Origin of the sequence: Psychrobacillus sp. NPDC058041 (genome assembly GCF_042885655.1) — a bacterium.
Taxonomy (GTDB): domain Bacteria; phylum Bacillota; class Bacilli; order Bacillales_A; family Planococcaceae; genus Psychrobacillus.
The window spans coordinates 1-20,381 of sequence record NZ_JBHVRO010000013.1; the positions used below are offsets into that span (position 1 = coordinate 1).

At 35.3% G+C, this 20,381-nt stretch carries 18 protein-coding genes; 8 read left to right on the plus strand and 10 right to left on the minus strand.

What is annotated here, in order from left to right:
• Positions 1-699: 699 nt before the first annotated feature.
• Both ACFVR1_RS17035 and ACFVR1_RS17040 read left to right on the plus strand, forming a co-directional pair.
• Positions 700-1,419 (plus strand): MgtC/SapB family protein, encoded by a 720-nt coding sequence (locus tag ACFVR1_RS17035; RefSeq protein ID WP_387585725.1) that lies wholly within the window; start codon positions 700-702, stop codon positions 1,417-1,419.
• A gap of 16 nt (positions 1,420-1,435) precedes the next feature.
• Positions 1,436-2,425 carry a cation diffusion facilitator family transporter gene (locus tag ACFVR1_RS17040; RefSeq protein WP_387585726.1) on the plus strand — a complete coding sequence of 330 codons (990 nt, stop codon included), beginning with the start codon at positions 1,436-1,438 and terminating at the stop codon, positions 2,423-2,425.
• A 24-nt stretch (positions 2,426-2,449) separates the two neighbouring features.
• Here ACFVR1_RS17040 and ACFVR1_RS17045 read toward each other — a convergent pair whose 3' ends face one another.
• The 4 genes from ACFVR1_RS17045 to pruA form a co-directional block, all read right to left on the minus strand.
• Entirely contained in the window at positions 2,450-3,613 is a 1,164-nt protein-coding gene (locus tag ACFVR1_RS17045) for an iron-containing alcohol dehydrogenase (RefSeq protein ID WP_387585728.1), read from the minus strand.
• A 96-nt stretch (positions 3,614-3,709) separates the two neighbouring features.
• Positions 3,710-4,954: a Glu/Leu/Phe/Val family dehydrogenase gene (locus ACFVR1_RS17050; RefSeq protein ID WP_387585730.1), complete on the minus strand. Its 1,245-nt coding sequence runs from the start codon at positions 4,952-4,954 to the stop codon at positions 3,710-3,712.
• A gap of 81 nt (positions 4,955-5,035) precedes the next feature.
• On the minus strand, positions 5,036-6,229 hold the full coding sequence (locus tag ACFVR1_RS17055; RefSeq protein WP_387585732.1) for an ornithine--oxo-acid transaminase: 1,194 nt from the start codon (positions 6,227-6,229) through the stop codon (positions 5,036-5,038).
• Positions 6,230-6,336: 107 nt separating this feature from the next.
• The gene (gene pruA, locus ACFVR1_RS17060) at positions 6,337-7,881 is read right to left on the minus strand and encodes an L-glutamate gamma-semialdehyde dehydrogenase (RefSeq protein ID WP_387585734.1); all 1,545 of its coding nucleotides are present in this window, start codon (positions 7,879-7,881) and stop codon (positions 6,337-6,339) included.
• Positions 7,882-8,017: 136 nt separating this feature from the next.
• On the opposite strand from pruA, the gene ACFVR1_RS17065 reads away from it, so the two are divergent.
• Positions 8,018-9,325: a sigma 54-interacting transcriptional regulator gene (locus tag ACFVR1_RS17065; protein WP_387585736.1), complete on the plus strand. Its 1,308-nt coding sequence runs from the start codon at positions 8,018-8,020 to the stop codon at positions 9,323-9,325.
• A gap of 351 nt (positions 9,326-9,676) precedes the next feature.
• Here the strand turns inward: ACFVR1_RS17065 and yugI are convergent, their stop codons facing one another.
• The 3 genes from yugI to ACFVR1_RS17080 all read right to left on the minus strand — a co-directional run bounded on the left by yugI (position 9,677) and on the right by ACFVR1_RS17080 (position 12,403).
• Positions 9,677-10,051, minus strand: a complete 375-nt coding sequence (gene yugI, locus ACFVR1_RS17070; protein WP_387585738.1) for a S1 domain-containing post-transcriptional regulator GSP13 — start codon at positions 10,049-10,051, stop codon at positions 9,677-9,679.
• A gap of 86 nt (positions 10,052-10,137) precedes the next feature.
• A complete protein-coding gene (locus ACFVR1_RS17075; protein ID WP_387585740.1) occupies positions 10,138-11,856 on the minus strand; it encodes a hypothetical protein in 1,719 nt (572 codons plus the stop codon).
• Positions 11,846-12,403 (minus strand): RNA polymerase sigma factor, encoded by a 558-nt coding sequence (locus ACFVR1_RS17080; protein ID WP_387585742.1) that lies wholly within the window; start codon positions 12,401-12,403, stop codon positions 11,846-11,848. The genes ACFVR1_RS17075 and ACFVR1_RS17080 overlap by 11 nt, the downstream gene beginning before the upstream one ends.
• Before the next feature lie 125 nt (positions 12,404-12,528).
• Between ACFVR1_RS17080 and ACFVR1_RS17085 the strand changes: the two genes are divergently transcribed.
• Both ACFVR1_RS17085 and ACFVR1_RS17090 read left to right on the plus strand, forming a co-directional pair.
• A complete protein-coding gene (locus tag ACFVR1_RS17085) occupies positions 12,529-13,863 on the plus strand; it encodes a sodium-dependent transporter (RefSeq protein ID WP_387585744.1) in 1,335 nt (444 codons plus the stop codon).
• A 414-nt stretch (positions 13,864-14,277) separates the two neighbouring features.
• Positions 14,278-14,490 (plus strand): helix-turn-helix domain-containing protein, encoded by a 213-nt coding sequence (locus tag ACFVR1_RS17090; RefSeq protein WP_387585746.1) that lies wholly within the window; start codon positions 14,278-14,280, stop codon positions 14,488-14,490.
• Positions 14,491-14,525: 35 nt separating this feature from the next.
• Here ACFVR1_RS17090 and ACFVR1_RS17095 read toward each other — a convergent pair whose 3' ends face one another.
• Positions 14,526-14,786 (minus strand): DUF1871 family protein, encoded by a 261-nt coding sequence (locus ACFVR1_RS17095; RefSeq protein ID WP_387585748.1) that lies wholly within the window; start codon positions 14,784-14,786, stop codon positions 14,526-14,528.
• A gap of 76 nt (positions 14,787-14,862) precedes the next feature.
• On the opposite strand from ACFVR1_RS17095, the gene ACFVR1_RS17100 reads away from it, so the two are divergent.
• Entirely contained in the window at positions 14,863-16,032 is a 1,170-nt protein-coding gene (locus tag ACFVR1_RS17100) for a MalY/PatB family protein (protein WP_387585749.1), read from the plus strand.
• 28 nt (positions 16,033-16,060) lie between these two features.
• Here ACFVR1_RS17100 and ACFVR1_RS17105 read toward each other — a convergent pair whose 3' ends face one another.
• Complete coding sequence (locus tag ACFVR1_RS17105) at positions 16,061-16,288, minus strand: hypothetical protein (RefSeq protein WP_387585751.1); 228 nt, start codon at positions 16,286-16,288, stop codon at positions 16,061-16,063.
• A 16-nt stretch (positions 16,289-16,304) separates the two neighbouring features.
• Positions 16,305-17,054, minus strand: coding sequence for a peptidylprolyl isomerase (locus ACFVR1_RS17110; protein ID WP_387585753.1), 750 nt, complete (start codon positions 17,052-17,054; stop codon positions 16,305-16,307).
• A gap of 135 nt (positions 17,055-17,189) precedes the next feature.
• Here ACFVR1_RS17110 and ACFVR1_RS17115 point away from each other — a divergent pair, with 135 nt between their 5' ends.
• Both ACFVR1_RS17115 and ACFVR1_RS17120 read left to right on the plus strand, forming a co-directional pair.
• Complete coding sequence (locus ACFVR1_RS17115; RefSeq protein ID WP_387585754.1) at positions 17,190-18,431, plus strand: MFS transporter; 1,242 nt, start codon at positions 17,190-17,192, stop codon at positions 18,429-18,431.
• Positions 18,432-18,449: 18 nt separating this feature from the next.
• Positions 18,450-20,309: a transglycosylase domain-containing protein gene (locus tag ACFVR1_RS17120; protein ID WP_387585756.1), complete on the plus strand. Its 1,860-nt coding sequence runs from the start codon at positions 18,450-18,452 to the stop codon at positions 20,307-20,309.
• Positions 20,310-20,381 lie beyond the last annotated feature (72 nt).

Consider the following 20,381-nt stretch of genomic DNA (forward strand, 5'->3'; position numbering starts at 1 on the left):
CGCCAGCGTTCGTCCTGAGCCAGGATCAAACTCTCCATAATAGAGAACTTAAAAAGCTCATTTTGTTTTGCTGGCATCATCATTAAATGATGTCATTTTTTGCTATCAAACTAACAAAATTAGTCTTTCAAGCTATATGTCTTAACGTTTTGCATGTTCAGTTTTCAATGTTCATGTCGTCGTTTTGGCGACTTTATTAGTATATCTTCTTTCAGAAGCGTTGTCAACATCTTTTTTTAATTTTTTAAAAGTGTTTGTCTGTCGTTCTGAAGGACAAGTATTAGTATACCTAGTAGTTAAACAAAATGCAACCCCTTTTTTACAGAAGTTTATATTTTATCAATTCCCCTATCTTGCAAGAGTCCACAAGTCCCTATATAACAACAATTCATCCGTATATTTTAAATCAACTTTGATCCTCTTGTTATTAAATAAAGTAGGAATTCTAATAAAAACGTAAATCATATTCGACCTTTCCACAAATAAAAACCAATTTTATTATTATGGTTACAATTTAAAATATATAAAACCAAGCATTATTCCAATCGATCAGATCAAACTTTTTCTTATACAGTTCTATATTCGTAGCTAAAACTCTGTTTACTTCAATATGATAGAGAAGGGAAAGTATCTTGAATGATGTTAATAACTATTATTGATACATACATTAAATAGATAAATATAGTGGAGGAATTTTTCATGGACTTTATTCAACAGTATATAGGAAATACCGAGATAGTATTAAAATTATGTTTAGCTGCATTATTAAGTTTAATAATAGGTATAGAACGGGAACTAAAGAAGAAACCAGTTGGACTAAAAACGAGTATTGTTATCGCAACTTTTAGTTGCTTATTAACGTATATCTCCATTGAAACTGCTTACACAGCAAGTCCACGTGAAGGAATTAATATTACAATGGATCCGTTACGTCTTGCAGCACAAATTGTAAGTGGAATTGGTTTTTTAGGTGCAGGTGTCATTTTACGTAAAGGTAATGATAGTATTACAGGTCTAACAACCGCTGCAATGATTTGGGGAGCCGGAGGAATTGGGATAGCAGTCGGCGCTGGATTCTACATTGAAGCTGCACTATCTGTTTGTATTGTTTTGATCGGTATTGAATTAATACCTCCTCTCCTCACTAAAATTGGACCAAAACGTTTACGATCAAAAGAATTATCTATGAAGGTGCTTGTACCAAATGAGAGTAGTATTACGGATGTCTATCAGTATTTATTGGACAACAACGTATATATAGAAAGTATACGAATTAAAGATGTTATTTTGGAGGATAATGAAATGAAACATGAAATGGAAATGCGTTTATCTATTCAAACTAAAAAAAATACTGTAGATTTTTATCTTATGATGAAACAAGAAAACTTCATTGAAAGTATGGAAGTTGCATCGATTTAATGAAAGGAGCAATAATATGCGAGAAATATTCAAACTATTAAGGGGTGGAAATAAGTCCTCCTTAACTGCAGCAATTGTAAATACAATAATCGCTATGATAAAAGCAGGTGCATTCTTTTTTACTGGGAATGTTGCTATGTTTGCAGAAATGATGCACTCTATTGGAGATGCTGCTAACCAATTTTTCGTTTATACAGGATCTGCTTTATCTAAAAAAGCACCGACACCTAGATTTCCAAATGGTTTTGGAAGGCTAATAAATCTAGTATGTTTAGGAGCTGTAATAATAGTAGGAATTCTTTCATATGAAACTGTTAAAGAAGGGTGGCATCATATACAACACCCTACTTCTTCTACTGGAATGCTAATCAGCCTGATTGTTTTAGGGTTGGGAATTATTCTAGAATCAGCGGTTCTTTACAAGGCTGGAAAAGAAATACTGCATGAAAATGGAGTAAAGGGTTCCTTTCTTGCGCCTATTACAACAAGCTTTTCTTATTTGAATCGAGCAAAACCAGCGACTAAACTCGTATTTATGGAAGACTTGGTAGCTACTTTGGGTGGTGTTTTAGCCTTTACTGCAATAATAGTCTCTAATTTCACTGGTTTCTTACAAGCAGAAGGAATTGCTTCTATAATGATTGGGTTAATGATGTTTTATGTTGTAGGAAAAGTGTTTCTTGATAATGCAAGAGGTGCTCTTGGCGAAACTGATGAACAAATGCTTGTTCACATTGCACATATTGTGTCTGAAAACATCAATGTAAAAGATATAAAAGAGTTAGAAGTAATAAAAGAAGGCGAATTTTTACATGTAAACTTAGTTGTAGAAATAGATCCAACACTATCATTTGCAGAAGTAGATGACATTCATGATGTTTTAAAAGAACTTATTTTAAACCAGCAAAGTGTTACTGATGTAACAATTGCCTTCGATGAAGATGACGGTATAAAAAAATGGAAGCATCATAAAGATAAACAAACGATATTAAAAACACATGACTAAGCTTCTGCTCAGTCATGTGTTTTTTTAAAGGCATGCAGTAAGAATGGCTTTTGTATCTTCTGCAGTTAGTTTGTTGAAGTTACCATACTCTCCGTTAATCATTGCTTTTTCAACCATAAGGTCAATTTTAGAACCATCAATATCATAGTCTGCTAAATTACTTGGTGCTTCTAATGAAGCCCAAAAATCAGCTAATCTGTCAATACCTTCGTAAGCAACTTCCTCTGAAGATTTCCCTTTTGGATCTACGAAAAAAACCTTTGTTGCTAATTTAGCAAATCGTTCAGGATTTACTTTAACGTTATGACGCATCCATCTAGGGAATATTATTGCCAACCCACCTGCATGAGGTATATCGTAAACAGCAGATACTGCATGTTCGATATTATGACTTGCCCAGTCTCCATTATAACCCATTTGTAAGAAGCCATTTAGTCCTATTGTACCTGCAAACAGTATCGTTTCACGTAGTTCATAGTTCTCCAAGTCTTTGACAAGTTTTGGAGCTGTTTCGATCACTGAACGAAGAACCCCTTCAATCATCTCATCTTGGACTGGAGTATTCGTTGCATTATGGTAATATTGTTCAAACATATGAGACATCATATCAACAATTCCATACACAGTTTGGTCTAATGGTACTGAAAATGTATTTACTGGATCAAGAATCGAAAACTTTGGATATACTAGTGGATTACCCCAACCATATTTTTCTTGTGTTTCTTCATTAGTAATTACAGAACCTGCGTTCATCTCAGAGCCAGTAGCTGCTAGTGTTAAGATCGTCCCAAATGGAAGCGCATCTTTAGGAAATGCTTTTTTAGTAACAAAATCCCATGGATTTCCATCGTACTTTGCAGCAGCAGCGATTAGTTTTGTACAATCAATCACAGAGCCACCACCAACAGCTAATATAACTTCGATACCTTCTTTTTTACAAAGATCTGCTCCTCGTTTTGCAGTAGATAATCTTGGATTGGGCTCAACTCCAGCTAATTCAAAAATTTCCATTCCTGCTTCATCTAGTGCTGACATAACTTGAGTGTATATACCATTTTTCTTAATACTTCCTCCACCATATACAACAAGCACTTTTTTGCCATATTGAGAAATTTCTTCTTTTAGCTGCTCCATTTGACCTTTACCGAAAATTAACTTTACCGGATTATAAAATGAAAATGCATTCATCTAGACATCCTCCTCTGTTCTCTCTTTTTTATCATAAAAAAACCGCTTGTAAAATACAAGCGGTTCAACTTATTAAAGTGTTTGTCTACAGTTGACTTATACCCAACCGCGGAAACGTGAAGCTTCAGCAGTTCTACGTACACCAACCATATAAGCAGCTAAACGCATATCGATATTACGAGTAGTTGCTACTTCATAAATATTTTCAAATGCATCAACCATTTTTGCAACAAGTTTGTCGTTTACTTCTTCTTCAGTCCAGTAGTAACCTTGGTTATTTTGAACCCATTCAAAATATGACACTGTTACTCCACCAGCACTTGCTAGTACGTCAGGAACTAATAAAATACCTCTATCGTAAAGAATTTTAGTAGCTTCTGTTGTAGTAGGACCATTCGCAGCTTCAACTACAATTTTAGCTTTAATATTGTGAGCATTGTCCGCTGTGATTTGGTTTTCAATTGCAGCTGGAACTAGAATATCACAATCTAATTCTAATAACTCTTGGTTAGAAATTGTATTTTCAAACAAAGTAGTAACAGTACCAAAACTATCACGACGATCCAATAAATAATCGATATCTAAACCGTTTGGATCATGTAAAGCACCGTAAGCATCCGAAATAGCAATAACTTTTGCACCTTGATCGTTCAAGAATTTAGCAAGGAAACTTCCAGCGTTTCCAAATCCTTGAATAACAACACGTGCGCCTTGCATATCAATGTCACGTTTTTTCGCAGCTTCGTTAATAATAATTGTTACACCTTGTGCAGTTGCACGGTCACGTCCTTGAGATCCCCCAAGTACAATTGGCTTACCAGTAATGAATCCAGGTGAGTTGAATTGGTCCATGCGACTATATTCATCCATCATCCATGCCATAATTTGTGCATTAGTAAAAACATCTGGTGCTGGGATATCTTTAGTTGGTCCAACTATTTGTCCAACAGCTCTAACATACCCACGACTTAAACGTTCAATTTCTCCCATTGACATTTCACGTGGGTCACAAACAACCCCACCTTTACCTCCGCCATATGGAAGATCAACAATCCCAGCTTTTAAAGTCATCCACATAGAAAGTGCCTTCATTTCGTCAGGTGTTACACCTGGATGAAAACGAACTCCACCTTTAGTAGGACCAACTGCATCATTATGTTGTGCACGATAACCAGTAAATACTTTTACTGTGTTATCATCCATTTTAACTGGAATGCGTACTTCTAACATTCTAAGTGGTTCTTTTAGTAGTTCATACATCGCTTCGTCATAACCTAATTTGTGCAGAGCCTCTTGAATGACAGCCTGAGTTGATGTGAACAGGTTTAAATTATCAGCCATTTGATTATTTCGCCTCTTTATTCATAATGTTTTATTCGGAACAATTGTATCATATAGTTACACATATTTGTCTAACAAATATTAATTATTAAATACTTTTTTAATTTTTTCAATTGCCCAGTCTAATTCTTCTTTAGAGATAATTAGAGGAGGAGCAAAACGGATTACTGTATCATGTGTTTCTTTACATAATAATCCTAGTTCTTTTAGAGCTTCACAGTAAGGACGAGCTTCTTCTGTCAACTCCATACCAATAAATAATCCACGACCACGAACTTCTTTAATAGAAGGATGTTTAATTTCTTTTAACGCATCCATGAAATAATTTCCTAATTCAAGTGAACGTTCTGCTAACTTTTCTTCTTCCAAAACGTCAAGAGCTGCTATTGAAACAGCACATGCCATTGGATTTCCGCCAAATGTTGAACCATGGGAACCTGGATTAAATACACTTAAAATATTATTATCAGCAACTATACATGAGATTGGGAATACTCCACCACCAAGTGCTTTACCTAAAATGTACATATCAGGATTTACTTCTTCCCACTCACATGCGAACATTTTTCCAGTACGACCAAGACCAGCTTGAATTTCATCCGCAATAAACAACACATTGTTTTCACGACATAAATCAAGTGCAGATTTTAAGAAACCAGTTGGAGGAATAAGAATTCCTGCTTCCCCTTGAATAGGCTCAATGATAAAAGCTGCAGTATTCGGTGTAATTGCTGCTTTTAGTGCTTCTAAGTCACCATAAGGAACTAATTTGATACCTGGTAACATTGGTCCAAATCCACGTTTATATTCAGGATCAGATGACAATGATACAGCTCCCATTGTACGACCATGGAAATTTCCAATACATGCAATGATTTCAGCTTGATCTGCTTCTACACCTTTTACATCATAAGCCCATCTGCGAGCTGCTTTAAGTGCAGTTTCAACAGCTTCAGCACCAGTATTCATTGGTAATACCATTTCTTTACCTGTTAATTTGCTAACTTTTTCATACCATGGACCTAATTGGTCATTATGGAATGCACGAGAAGTTAACGTTACACGATCAGCTTGATCTTTTAGAGCTTGAATGATTTTTGGATGACGATGCCCTTGGTTAACTGCAGAATAGGCAGAAAGCATATCCATGTATTTGTTTCCTTCTGGATCTTTAACCCAAACTCCTTCTGCTTCTGAAACAACGATTGGAAGTGGGTTATAGTTATTTGCACCAAATTTATTAGTTTGTTCAATAACTTGTTGTGAAATTGTCATGGTTTCATACTCCTCTTTTTTATAATAGTTGGTAGACACATCGACATGATGGTCTACCTTTTTAAATCAAATTATCCTATTTATAGAGCAGGCTATGCTCAATAAAATTAAAGCATTTCAGAAGTTGATTTTGCTTGCATGTGAAGTTGAATATAGTCTGGTCCACCAGCTTTTGAATCTGTACCAGACATGTTAAATCCACCAAATGGTTGGTATCCAACAATTGCACCAGTACATCCACGGTTGAAGTAAAGGTTACCAACATGGAAGTCTTCGCGTGCTTTTTCTAAGTTCATGCGGTTATTTGTAATAACTGCACCTGTTAAGCCGTACTCTGTGTTGTTTGCAATTTCGATTGCTTCGTTGAAATCTTTTGCTTTTGTAATACCTACAACTGGACCAAAGATTTCTTCTTGCATAATGCGAGCAGTTGGAGAAAGATCAGCGATTACTGTTGGTTGGATAAAGAATCCTTTTGAATCGTCCCCAGTACCACCAGTAACAAGGCGACCTTCACCTTTACCGATTTCGATATAGCTCATAATTTTATTGAATGAAGCACCATCGATAACTGGACCAACAAAATGCTCATCATTATCAGGAATACCAACTGTTAACGCGTTTGTTAATTCTTCTACACGATTCACTACTTGCTCATATACATCTTCTACGATTACAGCACGTGAACATGCAGAACATTTTTGACCACTGAAACCGAATGCAGATTTTACGATCGATTGAGCAGCTAATTCTAAATCAGCTTCTTTATCTACTACGATTGTATCTTTACCACCCATTTCAAGGATCGAACGTTTAATCCAGATTTGACCTGGAGATAATTTAGATGATTTTTCTACAATACCTAAACCAACATCACGAGAACCAGTGAAGCTGATTAAACGAGTGCGTGGATGTTCAACTAAGAAATCACCAATTTCAGCACCTGAACCAGGAATGAAGTTTACAACTCCAGCAGGCATACCCGCTTCTTCTAACACTTCAATAAATTTATATGCAACAACTGGAGTTGTTGAAGCTGGTTTTAATAGAACTGTGTTACCTGCTACCATTGCAGCAACTGTAGTACCAGCCATAATTGCAAATGGGAAGTTCCATGGGGAAATAACAACAGCTACACCTAAAGGAATATAGTCATAACGGTTATATTCTCCTGGACGACTTTGAACTGGTGCTCCATCTTTTAAACGTAGCATTTCGCGACCATAGTATTCTAAGAAGTCAATTGCTTCAGCTGCTTCTACGTCAGCTTCCACCCATGTTTTTCCTGCTTCTTTTGATAATAATGCAGAGAATTCAGCTTTACGACGACGCATAATAGCTGCTGCTTTGAAAAGAACGTCTGCACGTACTTCTGCTTTTACTTTTTTCCATGTATTAAATGTTTCATCTGCAATTTCCATCGCTTTAGATGCAATATCTTTAGTTGCTTTTGAAACAATACCTACAACTTGCTCTTTATTTGCTGGGTTATAAGAAGTAATTTTACCTTCTGTAGTAATTCTTTCACCGCCAACGATTAACGGGTACTCTTCACCAAGGTATGCTTCAACTACTTTATATCCTTCTTTGATTGCTTTTTTGTTTTCTTCTTTAGAGAAATCTGTGAATGCTTCATGTTTATAATCTATCATGTAAAATCCTCCTTAAAATTTAGTGCAAAAATTATTTGCTCTTTTAATCCGTTTACATATATAATAATGCAAAAGATTGTTGCGTTTTTCAAGTATTAAATTCTAAAATGTTGAAATTTTTTTTGAGGTGAGCCAAATGAACTTGAAATTAGTTAAACTTCTTCCTTTTTATAAATTCGCTACTGAACAAGTATCCATTGGTATCCACGCGGTAGATACTACAGGAAAAACAGTGATTTATAACGAAAAAATGAAAGAAATAGAAGGTTTAAATTCTGTTGATGTAGTAGATAGAACTATATTAGAACTTTTTCAATTTGAACAACAGGATAGTACATTGTTAAAAGTTCTTCATAGTGGAGAACCGGTTTTACGCGTTAAGCAGACTTATTGGAATCGTAACGGGCAGGAGATAACTACTATTAATGATACATACCCTGTTTTGGAAGAAGGGGAACTTATTGGAGCAGTTGAATTTTCTAGAGATATTACTGCATTAGAAAAACTAATTTATCAACCATTGAAACGGTACAATGAACCAATCACCCTTTCTACCGTCACAGCCGTTTCCCTATCCATGCAAGAAGTATTAGAACGATCACTTAAAGCCGCTCATGTCCGAATGCCTGTATTATTAATTGGGGAAGCTGGTACTGGGAAAGACTTAATTGCTGAAGGGATTCACAATCAATTATCTCCAGCGAACAATCAATTTATTTCTCTTTTTTGCCATAGTTCGGATAAACACTTAATTAACAAGTTTAAAAAAGAGCTAGAACATATCACAAACTGTACAATATTTTGTGAAAGAATCGATTTATTATCCCTAGAATTACAAAATCAGCTATTGCAAATTTTAAACTCAAATAAAAGTGGGAATAATTTATTTATCGCCAGTATCGGTCAAGATCCTATCGATTTAATATCTACAAATAAATTAAGCAAAGAACTGTACTATTACTTTGCAACGGTTACTATTACGATTCCAGCACTTCGTAATCGTACGGATGATATTTTGCCTTTTACACATGATTACTTTAATCGATACCTCAATCGTTATGGTTCCACTATTAATGAAATAGAGGAAGAAGTCATTCAAGCATTTTTAACATACGAATGGCCAGGAAACTTGAAGGAACTGGAACTACTATTAGATGAAATTAGTTCCATGATAACTACGGAGCAAGTGTTGAAATTTGATATGCTACCTCTTCATTTCAAGTTAAAGGTACAAGATTTTAATGAAACAACTAAAAAAGCAGAGGATTTTGTAGTAACTTCCGAAAAAGACATGCTGCCATTAGATGAATACCTTAGAGAAGCAGAGACGTATTATCTACAAAAAGCATTAGATAAATATGATGGGAACATAACAAAAGCAGCAGAAGCATTAGGTATGAGCCGCCAAAATTTACAATACCGACTTAGAAAAATGAAGAAATAATTATAATAATAATGAGAGTAAGAAAAACCGAGCAAAGATACTAACTTAGAAATGCCGTCGATTTCCGCTATGGCGGTCGCTTTTCGCGGGCATAGCTTCAGTCTCCTAGGCCAACAGGATGTTGGTCATGAAGGCGTTGCCTCAGGGAAGAGGCGCCTTTAGCCTTCCTTCCCTCTCCTGCGTTCCTGTGTGGCCTTCCGCTCATGCACCTGCCGCTTCGCTTTCGGTGCAGAAAACATCTGCTATTCCCGCAGAAGTCGCCGCCTCCGCTTCAATCTTTCTTATTATCTCTGTAAAAAAAGAGACCCCGGTTATTGTTAGTTAACAATAATCGGAATCCCTTTTCAATTATTAGCGGATTGATTGTTTTATCCATCCTGCTAATTTTTCTTTTAATGTGTTAAACCCTTCTTGATCATGCTCGGCAACTCGAGCTTGAAGTGTTTTACGTGGCTTGTCATCTTTTTTAGGAATAGCTGGTTTTTCTTGTAGTTCCCGAATGGACAAACTTATCTTCCCTGATTCATTATCTACTTCTAAAATTTTTACTTCTACTTCTTGACCTACAGTTAAAAATTCACCTACTTCTTTCACATAGCCGTAAGTTATTTCAGAAATATGCACAAGTCCCTGAGTTTCTTCATCTAAACTGACGAATGCGCCATAAGGTTGAATGCCAGTAACTTTTCCCTTAACAACATCTCCTACCGTAAAATCTTTGATCATCTTGTTCACTCCCTACTCGTCTATGTTCGTATCTACCCTAACGGTCATGTTAAATTATAACATAGTAGAAAGAGAGCTAGCAAAAATCACTGGGTTGGCATAAAGGCTGCTCGCCAACCGTTTTCTGTTTGAATAACCCCAAATCCAATTTCCCTGTCTTCCAAATTAAGCGTACGGTCTGGATGGAGAGTTAATACTACATACCCCTCTTTATTTGAGCGTTGTTCAAAACGTAGAGAAGAAAACTCCTTACTTAAATCCGGTATTTTTTCATGCGGAGCATTCATATATTCTTCTTTTGGAATTTGAACATATTGATCATCTTTAATATAGAGTTCATATTTCGATTCCTCATCTTCTAGTTGTGAACAATAATAATATAATCCAACAATTTCTTCTGGTTTGGCATTTTTCAATACTGTTTGATCATGAGTCTTTGCGAATGATTTATACAATCCATGGACACGCTGTAAGAAGTCATTATCCACTAGTGTTTCAGTTTCAGAATTTTTGACCGCCAATCTCTCCGGCATAAACTGCTCCAAATCACCATTTTTAGCGAGATGAAGCGCATCTACAATATCACCATAAGAGAAATCGTCCCACGCTTCGGACTTTTTCCATCCCGATTGCTCAAATTCTTTAACTATTGGAATTAATAGATAAGGAGAAGGCGAATTCGTTTCTTCATTTGCCATAGTCCTCCAAATCTTTTTGTATTCCTCTTTAACAACGCCATTTTCATCAAATACAGGATTCTCGATTGTACCTTTCACTAATAAATAAAATACACTTGTAAAATAAGTTTCCATTTTGGAATCCCCATTAGTTTTCACGTACTCATCCAATAGGTAATCTTCCATACTTAATAACGTAGTCATTGTTTCATACAACGGATATATTAATTCCGATGCATAAGTAAATGGCGCTTGTTGCATCATGAGTAAATAGCCCTTAGAAATTGGATCTAGTTTTATAGAAAAAATCTCAGAATAATACTGCTCAAAATCAAATGTAAAACGAATATCTAATCCATTTTCGATTATCTCCATTTTAAGGCCTTGGGATTCTGCGTTTTTCCTCAAGTTATGGAAATCCTTTGAGAGAAATCGTTCATTTTCCAATATTTTATTAATCTTATATAAACCATTCACTTTATAAGCAGAAAGTTCATCTTTCTGTTCATCTAACTTTTCGTTCGCATATTCTTTAAAGGAATTGACTTTTAAGTTGTACGCATTTAAAAACTCAATAGTTTCGGCCTTATCTAAGGTATCTTGCTTCTTTATTTCTGTAACCATTTCAGATGGAAGTTTTATTTTGTCTATAATGCTTTTATAAGCTTCATCTTGATTAAAGGACGAATTATAGTAAAGAGGATGGTATCTTGAATCCGTGATGTATTGAAAATAACTATCTGCAGAATTTATCAACTCAATTTGTGAAAACTCTTCTTCAGGTAGATTCAGCACCTCTCGTCTTTTTTCTCTTGCTATTGGATACTCTTTTTTCAATCTATCAATAAATTCTTTGGCAGATTCGCTTAGTTGCTCTTCTCCTTGTATTGCATTTTCTTTTAATAAATACGAACTTCCAAGTATTCCGATAATAAATAAACTAGCTATACTAACAGCCCAAATGGTTACTTTTTGCCATTTTAAAGATTTGTGTCTTTCTACATTTATAGATTGTACTTTCTCATCTTCGAGCTTGCTTAATACTTCGTCCGCATCGAAATTAGAAGGTACTCTTTCATAGGATGATTTCAATAAATCTAATCGTTCTTCAAGTTCTCTATCGTCCATGCTTTGCACCCCCATTCTTTGAAAGTAAGCGTTTTAGTTGTCCTTTTGCACGGAGTAATCTAGTTTTGACTGTCGTTAGCGGGACGTTTAAAACATCTGCGATTTGTTCGTATGATAAATCGTGAAAATAGAACAGAATAATTGGGTTTCGATATTTTTCATCTAGTGATTGGATTGCATAATGCAGTTCTCTATCTTCCTCAAAAACAACTACTCTATCTTCTGCTGATTTTACGGAATATTTCATCCCAACTTCATTATTTAGTTTTTCTTCCTTTTCTTTCTCTTTTGATTCTTTTCGGTAATAATCCCTCGTTGTATTTAATGTTATTTTGTATAACCATGTTGTAAATCGCTCACGTTTAAACTGATGTAAAAAACGATAAAGCTTTACAAAGACTTCTTGTGTGACATCGGGTATATCATTTACTTTCACGCCACATTGAAATGCAAATTTTTCAACGGTTCGATGATGTTTTTGAATGAGCTCTGAATAAGCAACTTTGTCTCCTTGCTGCGCTCGCTCGATAAGTTCGAATTCTGACATTGCTCCCCCTCGCTCTCTATATATAGGTGTTACGAAAGATCGTTCAATTATGTTTCACAATTATGGATACATTTTCATAAAAACCTCGTGTACAATAAGACAGTCCTACAAAAGGAGGAATTACTTTGGAAAAAAGAGATCATTTTGGATCGAAGATAGGTTTTATATTAGCTGCCGCTGGAAGTGCAATAGGCTTAGGAGCGATTTGGAAGTTCCCCTATATGGCAGGAACAAATGGTGGTAGTGTGTTCGTATTACTATTTATCGTATGTACAATTTTAATTGGGCTACCTATTTTACTTGCGGAATTTATTATTGGAAGAAAGGGACAAGCAGATCCGGTAACTGGATTTAAAAAACTAGCACCTGGAAAGCCATGGTTTATAGTTGGTTGGTCAGGGTTTATTTTTTCTTTTATCATATTATCTTTTTACAGTGTTGTAGGTGGATGGATTTTATCTTATTTAATGAGAGCAATCACGTTTAGTTTAAATGGGACGAGCGAATCATTTTATGAGGACCTTTTTAGTTCAGTTATTTCTAATCCGCTAGAAGTATTGATTGGACAAGGTGTATTCATACTTTTAACGATTTGGATTGTATCTGGTGGTATTAAGAGTGGGATTGAGAAGGCAAGTAAATGGATGATGCCCCTTCTACTTATATTCTTTGTTGTATTAGCAATTCGTTCCTTAACACTAGAGGGCGCAATGGAAGGAGTCAAATTTCTCTTTGTACCTGATTGGTCATACTTCACATGGAAAACTGCACTACTTGCTTTAGGACAAGCATTCTTTTCATTAAGTGTCGGCGTTTCAGCAATGATTACATATGCATCGTATTTACCAAAAGAGACTAATTTAGGGAGTTCATCTCTCAGTGTATCTCTACTTAATATTGGAATTTCCATAATGGCTGGTCTTGTAATTTTCCCTGCTGTTTTTGCTCTTGGTTTCTCTCCAGATTCGGGTCCTGGATTAGTATTTATCATTTTACCAGCTGTGTTTAAGCAAATAATATTTGGTCAGTTTTTCTTAATATTATTTTTTATTTTGTTATTATTTGCAACGCTCACTTCTTCTATCAGCATGCTAGAAATAGTTGTTTCTATTGGGATCAAATCAAAATATGACCGTAGAAAACGTGCTGCTTGGATATATGGGTTCTTCATCTTTTTAGTAGGTATACCTAGCGCTTTATCTTTTGGAGTACTATCGGATATTCACATTTTAGGAATGTCCATTTTTGATTTTGCAGATTTCATCACAAGCAGTTTTGGATTACCACTAGGAGCCTTATTTATCTCGTTATTTGCTGGATATGTACTTAAAAAATCGGAACTCTCAAATGAATTGATGCTTAATAATTTCCTTTTACACGCTTGGCATATTATTGTTAGATACGCTGCACCAATCGCCATTATAATCGTCTTTATTCAAGGAATAATTAAATTGTTTTAATGAGAAAAGACACCGTAGAAATATCGTAGCTTTCAGCGTGCATGGCTTTAGTCTTCTCGACCAACAAGAAAGCACAAGCTTATTATTTCGATTAGGCATATTGTCTTTTCTTGTTTGCACTGTGGATTGTAAAAGGTGGCGACTCCAAGGCCAACAGGATGTTGGTCACGAAGGCGTTGCCACACGATGTGGCGCTCTTAGCCTTTGTTCCTCTGTGGGGCAGATGAGAAATCACAACGAACGCGAAAGCGGCGCCCCCGCGGAACGCGTCCACCTGAAACTGAAATCCGCGGTACTGGTTTCTTAGTGATATACACAAAATATTTGTCACGTTCTTTCAAAAATGATGTTCTAAAAAGTTTGTGATATAATATACTAATAACTTAAGACTTCTTTGAAAGGATGGATGTAATAATGAAAAAAGAATTACATGAACAATTACGTCAATTAAGAGAAGAACGCAACATTTCATTAGAAACACTTGCACTAAAAACAAGAATTGGTACTGGAAAGCTTGAAGCTTATGAAGCAGGCAATGAAACTCCTTCTGTACAAACACTACTTAAACTGTCAAATGCATTAGAAGTTCCTGCTTCAAATTTATTAGACGGTCTCCAAAACGCATAAAAGCTTTCGGTTTCTATACCGAAAGCTTTTTCTTTTTAGATTATGCATTTCATCTCATATTTTAAAGCGATTAATTTGTACGAAATTTCCACGCATTTTTCTAGTGGAATCCACTGTTCAAACGAATGTTCATAAATAGTTTGAATTCGTTTTGCCAATTCAGACGGATGGTCAATAGTTTGAAGATCTGCAACTACATCTGCAGCTTCTGCGTCATAACTATCGACACCTATATCGAATGGGTCCCATTCTTGTAATGTCCAAACAGCTTTTCGATTCATTTCAATTGAGTCCATAAATTTTCACCTTACTAGTTTTTATTAGTTAGGGTTATAATAACATATTAATCTTAAAATGAAAGAGGGAATTAATTTGTCTGATTTTACAACTGTTTTTCAAAGACGTAATACACATTCAATAAAGTGGGATTTAGTGGAAGACATTTATTCAATTCCAGATGCATCCGAAGTACTACCCATGTGGATTGCAGATATGGATTTTGCGATTCCTTCATCTATTACCGATGCATTACATAAACGATTGGACCATCCTATTTTTGGTTACTCTTTGGCACCGGAAGAAGCAAAAGCTTCTCTCACTAACTGGTTACAAAAAAAGCACCAATTGAAAATAGAAAATAAATGGATCTTGTTTCAGCAAGGGGTTATTCCTTCAATAGCAGCAGTTGTTGAAGCTTTTACAGAAGTAGGAGACAAAGTCCTTATTCATACACCGGTATATCCCCCATTTACAAATGTACCTGAAAAACTAGGAAGAGTTGTTGAAACTTGCAGACTTATCGAACAAGATGGATCATTAGAAATAGATTTTGATGCATTTGAAGAGAAATTAAAATCAGGTGTAAAAGCATTTATACTTTGTAGCCCGCACAACCCAGGTGGAAAAGTGTGGAGTAAGGAAGACTTAACGAAAATAGCTGCATTATGTCAAAGTAATAATGTTTTAGTTTTGTCAGATGAAATCCACTCCGATTTAGTTTTTAAACCAAACAAGCATATTCCAATTTTATCGGTTGCAGAAAATCCTAATAATATCATTACTTTCTTTGCACCTACAAAAACGTTTAACTTAGCAGGAATACAAGCTGCTACAATTATTGTTCCTGATGATCAAAAAAGAAATGTATTAGAAGAACAAGCTTTGATGCGAGGACAAATGGAATTGAACGTCTTCTCTTTGACTGCATTTCAAGCTGCTTATGAATATGGTGAAGCTTGGCTTGAGGAACTTTTAAGAGTTTTATCGTCTAATATGGATTATGTTGTGAATGAATTAACGACCAAAGTAAATGGGATAAAAGTGTCGAAACCAGAGGGTACCTATTTATTGTGGATTGACTATCGTGACACCGGATTATCTGAAAAAGAAATGATGGAACTTCTTTTAAGTAAAGGGAAGCTAGCACTGGAGCCAGGTACAAAATACGGGGAAGTTGGAAATGGCTTTTTACGTATGAATGTAGCTTGCCCAAGAGTGACTGTAGAAGATGGAGTCGCACGATTTATAAAAGCATTAACATAATTATAGACCCATAATAAAAGGATTCAACTCAGTTTTGAGTTGAATCCTTTTCCATTTGTTCTTTTTTAGCTTGCATTACTTGTGCTTCTATTTCTCTAGCTTTCTCTGCATCTCTATTAGATTTTTTCATTAACCATCTAAATAATAGTATGCAAATACCTATTAGTATAAATAATTCAATCACAACAGGAATGTATTCTCGTTTGTCTTCAGGAAAATATAAGTATAAAAAACCTAGCTGTAAAAAATGAAACATCTCGACACTTCCCTATTTATTTTTGCACAATTTCAATCGAATCAATCGTAACATCTTCTAGTGGCTTGTCATTTGCACCTTTATCTACTGCTGCGATTTTGTCAACAACATCCATCCCATCGATGACTTGTCCGAATACTGTGTGCTTTTGATCCAAATGAGGAGTTCCACCCATCTTTACATATGCTTCTGCAATCTCTTCCGGCCATCCGCGTGATTTCAATTCATCGGCAGAGGCTGGTGCTTCTGATGCTTGAACGATAAAAAATTGACTACCATTCGTGTTAGGCCCAGCATTTGCCATAGAAAGTGCCCCTCTAAAATTAAATAGATTCATAGAAAATTCATCTTCAAATTCTTGACCGTATATACTTTCTCCACCCATACCAGTTCCCGTCGGATCTCCGCCTTGAATCATAAAATCCTCAATTACACGATGGAAAATGATACCGTTATAATAACCATTTTCTGCATGTGTTAAAAAGTTCTCAACTGTTTTAGGAGCAAGTTCTGGGAACAACTTAATTTTAATAGATCCCATTGATGTGTTCATAATAACTAAAGCTTCGTTAGAAGCAACTTCTGTTGAAAGTTGTGGATACATTGTTTTCTCTCCTTCTTGTGCTGTTGTCTTGTCCTCTTTATTATCTAGCTTTGTTTCATTTTCTGTTGATGCAGCATCGTTTTTCGTTTCAGAAGTTTTTTGTCCGCATGCACCTAAGCTTAATACAGCAATTATTAAACATAAAAAAATGATTTTCTTCATGAATCATTCACCCCAAATTAGTTTACCATAATGAAAAGCGTTTTTCAGTGTCAAAGTATCTAACTTTCTTAGCTTCACGAAATGTCCTATAATAAGATTTAGAAAGTACGCAACAAATAGAAAGAAGGGATTTGGGTGAGCGTACAAAAAAGAAATTTTATCATTATGTTTTTTTCAAACTTTTTAGTATCTGGAACAATGACGATGATAATGCCATTTTTATCTCTATACATTAAAACGATGGGCGATTTTTCTGATGCATATACCCAGAAATGGGCTGGACTAATTTTTGGAGCTACTTTTGTTTCTGCATTCATTATGTCTCCTATATGGGGACGAATAGCCGATAAATATGGGTACAAGCCTATCCTTATTATTAATGGATTCGGCATTGCAATAAGTGTGCTATTAATGGGATTTGTCCATTCCGTGGAAGCTTTCTTTGTGCTTCGTTTATTTATGGGAATCGTTACTGGATTTATCCCAACTTCTCTCGCATTCATTAGTTCTCAAACTCCTAAGAATATTGCTGGGAAAACGATGGGTACGTTGCAAATGGGAAGTGTTTCTGGAACCTTATTTGGTCCAGTAATCGGTGGGTTTTTAGCTGATACATTTGGATTTCAATATACATTTATTATTACGGCTAGCGCTGTATCTGCTGCCGCTCTACTAGTTATTTTCGGAGTACAAGAATTAAGAAAAGAAAAGAAAAAAGGCGATCATGAATATTCTAGAAAAACGGTTATCTCAGGTATTTTTCATCACCGTTTGATATTGAATGTGCTAATGATCACTTCCCTTATACAAATCGGCTTATTTAGTATTCAACCACTTTTATCTTTATATGTTTCTCATTTAACAAATTCCAATGAAGTTGCTTTCCTTGCGGGAATAACATTTAGTGCAACAGGAGTAGGAAGCTTATTATTTGCGAGAGTATGGGGAAAACTAGGAGATTCAATCGGATACGAAAAAGTGTTATCTGCACTTCTTGTAATTGCATTTATTTTCATTGTTCCCATGGCTTTTGTAACTGCTTTATGGCAACTCATTGTTCTCCGTCTTCTTTTCGGTATTGCTTCGGGTGGACTAATACCTATTACAACTGCACTTATTAGACGAGAAGCTCCTATTGAGGTGCAAGGAGAATTAATGGGCTATAATACAAGTTTTCGTTTTTTAGGAAATATAATTGGACCTATGTTTGGTGGTTTCATCAGTGGATATATAGGAATTTCTTCCGTTTTCTTTGTTACTGGAGCTTTATTCCTAATTGCATTTTTTATTATTTATTTTGCAAGGAAGAAACCTGTCCAAGATTTTGAAAATGTTTTATTAGAAGAAGAAATGCATGAAAAAGCAACTAGTTCATAAGGAATTGGAGTCCAACAAATGCGCCAACTAATAGGTTTTTTATTCATCATTATATGTTTTCCAATCATTTGGATATTGTACTCATTCATTCATTCTGAATTACTTGCGGCATCTTCTTTTAATGAAGAGTTAGCACAATCAATTCAACTTTCCAGTCCAGTCATATCATCTCCAATCGTTTTATTAGATGAGAACGAGCATACTTTTTCAGAGGATTATGTGGAATGGAGAGATCCACTTCCACTTGAGTCTATTCCTTTGTTTGTGCAAGAGTTGTTTATTCAAAGTGAAGATGTGGAATTTTACAACCATATTGGTTTTAATTTTAGTGCAATTTTCCGAGCTGTATTTGCTAATGCTTCCGCAAATTCAAAAGATCAAGGAGCAAGTACGATTACTCAACAATTAGTTAGGTTAAGGTACTTATCTACTGAAAAGACGTATGAACGTAAAGTAACGGAGCTTGTCTATGCTTATGAAATGGAAAAGCAATCTACGAAAGAAGAAATCCTAGCAAATTATTTAAATGAAATCTATTTTAGTAACCAAGTATATGGAATTGGGGCAGCTGCAACTTATTATTTTGGGAAACCACTAAATCAATTATCTGAAGCAGAACTTGCATTTATTAGTGCGATACCAAACAACCCGAAAATTTATAATCCTCTAGAACACTTTGAAGCTACTAAAAAGCGTCAAGAATTGCTTATAGATGTTTTAGTGAAAAAAGGGAAAATAACTGCAGATTACGGAGAAACATTAAAAAGCCAACCAATTGTTCTACTTACAAAAACAAAAAAACAACTTTACCCTGCCTATGGCACATATGTATTGGAAGAATTAAAAACCCTAATTGCTGAAAAAGAAGGTTTTATCGAAAAAATGAATACTGCTCAAAATGAGCAGCAAAAACTTATTTTCGAAAATGAACTTCAAACAAAAGTGAACGCTGTTATTGCACAGGGTGTTTCGGTTTATACAGCTCTTAGCCCTTTAAAACAACAAAACGATGAAAAATATATAAACCATTTACTATATAAAACACCTGACTTGCAAGCTGCATCAGTTGTCATAAACAATGATACACGAGAAATTGTTAGCATCTTTGGCGGTAAAGATTATAAAAAGTTCGATTTTAATCGTGCATATCAGGCAGTTCGCCAACCTGGGTCAGCACTTAAACCATTACTTGTGTATGCACCAGTCTTTGAAACTACTACACTTACTCCTAATAACACAATTAATGGTGGGAAACTATGTATAGGTAATTATTGTCCTAGAAACTATGGAGGAAGAGTATACGGTTATGTAACAATTAAACAAGCATTCCGTTTAAGCCATAACACCCCTGCAGTTAGATTGCTAGAAACTGTAGGAATCGACAATGCTTTTGATAAATTAAACCAGTTTCAATTTAGCCATATTACAAAAGAAGATCATTCGTATGCTGCTGCACTAGGTGGACTGACAAACGGTGTAACGGTATTAGAAATGGCGGATGCTTACACTAGTTTTTCAAATGGTATGTACAAACCTGCTCATGCAATACGCAAAGTAACTGATAAAAGTGGGAATATTTTATATGAATGGAATGAAGAAAAAGTAGAAGTTTGGTCACCAAAAACGGTACAAACAATGAGGGCACTACTTTCAGACGTTGTTCAAAATGGTACCGGAAGAGGAATATCTATTCCATCTACCTATGTAGGTGCAAAAACAGGAACAACAAATGATTTTTATGACTATTGGATCGCCGGGCTAACAGATAAATATACATCTGCAGTATGGATAGGCTATGATATGCCAAAGAATATGAAACCAATCGAATCGAAAAAAATTCACCTTTCGATTTTCAATAAAATTATGACGAACGAATAAAAGAAGCTACGAATTTGTAGCTTCTTTTATTCTAATTAAATGGGAACTTGCTTTAAAAAAAGGAATGATAAA